This window comes from Pontibacter rugosus (assembly GCF_042678745.1).
In the GTDB taxonomy this organism is placed as follows: Bacteria; Bacteroidota; Bacteroidia; order Cytophagales; family Hymenobacteraceae; genus Pontibacter; species Pontibacter rugosus.
Genome location: NZ_JBHTLD010000391.1, coordinates 1 through 1,830 on the forward strand (window position 1 = coordinate 1; position 1,830 = coordinate 1,830).

Annotated in this window: 2 protein-coding genes; one reads left to right on the forward strand and one right to left on the reverse strand. The window is 44.3% G+C overall.

Annotation, left to right across the window (positions count from 1 at the left end; translation table 11 throughout):
• Nucleotides 1-66 precede the first annotated feature (66 nt).
• Nucleotides 67-759, reverse strand: coding sequence for a phosphoribosylformylglycinamidine synthase subunit PurQ (gene purQ / locus ACFQ2O_RS21450; RefSeq protein WP_377532912.1), 693 nt, complete (start codon nucleotides 757-759; stop codon nucleotides 67-69).
• 133 nt (nucleotides 760-892) lie between these two features.
• Here purQ and ACFQ2O_RS21455 point away from each other — a divergent pair, with 133 nt between their 5' ends.
• Nucleotides 893-1,774, forward strand: coding sequence for a YicC/YloC family endoribonuclease (locus ACFQ2O_RS21455; protein ID WP_377532914.1), 882 nt, complete (start codon nucleotides 893-895; stop codon nucleotides 1,772-1,774).
• The last annotated feature ends 56 nt before the right edge of the window (nucleotides 1,775-1,830 follow it).

Sequence of the window (1,830 nt, forward strand, 5' to 3'; positions counted from 1 at the left end):
TAAAGCTTTATAAGCTATCATCCGGCTTCTGTTTCTTAAAGAAATATTTAATAGAAAAACTTCTTTCTAAGCGTTCACTAAGTTAAGTATAGATTCGAAAATAGCGCGTCCATCTGTATTGCCCAGCTCTGGGTCTACTGCACGCTCTGGGTGAGGCATCATGCCAAACACGTTTTTCTTGTCGTTACTTACCCCTGCAATGTTTAGCAAGCTACCGTTGATATTATAGGTTTCGCCTGTTTCAGCCACATTACTGCAATATTTGAACATGACCTGGTCATTATCCTGCAAAGCCTTTAATGTGTCTGCGTCAGCATAGTAGCGGCCTTCGCCGTGTGCCACAGGAATCTTATAAGCCTTATCCATGTCCAGCAGTTGCGTAGGCAGCAGGCTAGTGGTAGCAGGCTTAATGTATACGTTGTCGCAGATAAACTTCTGGTTTACGTTACGCAGCAGGGCGCCAGGCAACAAACCAGCTTCTGTCAGAATCTGGAAACCGTTACAAATACCCATTACATACCCACCTTTATTTGCGTGCTGAATAACTTCCTGCATAATTGGAGAGAAGCGCGATATGGCCCCTGAACGGAGATAATCGCCGTAGGAGAAGCCGCCTGGCAGCAGTATAAAATCACAGCCTTGCAAATCGTGGTCTTTATGCCACAGCTTTACACATTCTTGCTCCATACCCACACTGATGGCATCAACAAGATCTTGGTCGCAGTTGGACCCCGGAAAAACGACTACACCAAATTTCATAGGTCAAAGTTAAGCAATTTATACTTTGTCAGCACAATGGCTACGGCTGCTTTTGTTGCTTATAGCAGTGGCTGGCTGTACAAAAGTGAATATTTATCCTTAATTTGCCAAAGTATCATTTTATAAAGAGCTTATGTTGCAGTCAATGACAGGCTTTGGCAGTGCCCGCCTCGATGCCGACCAGTATTCTATCTCGGTGGAAATACGCTCCCTTAACTCCAAAAGTATGGACTTGAGTGTGCGCACCCCTAAATTCTTATCTGATAAGGAGTATGAGATACGTAATATGGTGCAGAAGGCGCTGGTACGAGGCAAAGTCAGTATATCTGTAGAGTTTAACAGAAACAAAGCGCAAAAACCCCGGAACAGCATTAACAGAGAGCTTCTGAAGGCTTATTATACAGAGTTAGATGAAGTGGCTCAAAACCTCGGAGCTTCTAAAGACGAGCTATTCAGGCTCGCGCTGCATATGCCCGATGTGCTACAGCAGCAGGAACAGGAGGAAGAAACAGCTGAAGCCGATTGGGCTGTAGTGCAGCCATTGCTGCAAGAGGCGCTGCAAAGCATTAATACATTCCGTGAAGACGAAGGTAAGGCACTTACAGCAGAAATCATGTCCTATATCGACCGCATCCGTATTCTGCTGGCTGATATAGAAAAGCATGACCCGGCGCGTATGGAAAATATCCGCTCCCGCATTAAGAGCCACATGATGGAACTTGGCTCGTCTGAGCATTTCGATAAAAACCGGTTTGAGCAGGAGATGGTATACTATATAGAGAAGCTGGATATCGCAGAGGAAAAAGTTCGCCTGGTGAACCACCTGCACTACTTTACTGAAACAGTATACTTACCGGAGCCAACAGGTAAAAAGCTTGGCTTTATCTCTCAGGAAATAGGGCGAGAGATAAATACAATTGGTTCTAAAGCGAATGACTCCACCATTCAACACTATGTAGTGGAGATGAAAGAAGAACTAGAAAAGATAAAAGAGCAAATCAATAATATATTATAAGGCTATCTGATTGTCTTATATAAACAGCGAAAGCCGGTGCATGTACATGCACCGGC

Excerpts from the sequence above, each read along its gene's own strand:
- purQ (WP_377532912.1), bottom strand. The coding sequence starts at position 759 with ATGAAATTTGGTGTAGTCGTTTTTCCGGGGTCCAACTGCGACCAAGAT.
- ACFQ2O_RS21455 (WP_377532914.1), top strand. The coding sequence starts at position 893 with ATGTTGCAGTCAATGACAGGCTTTGGCAGTGCCCGCCTCGATGCCGAC.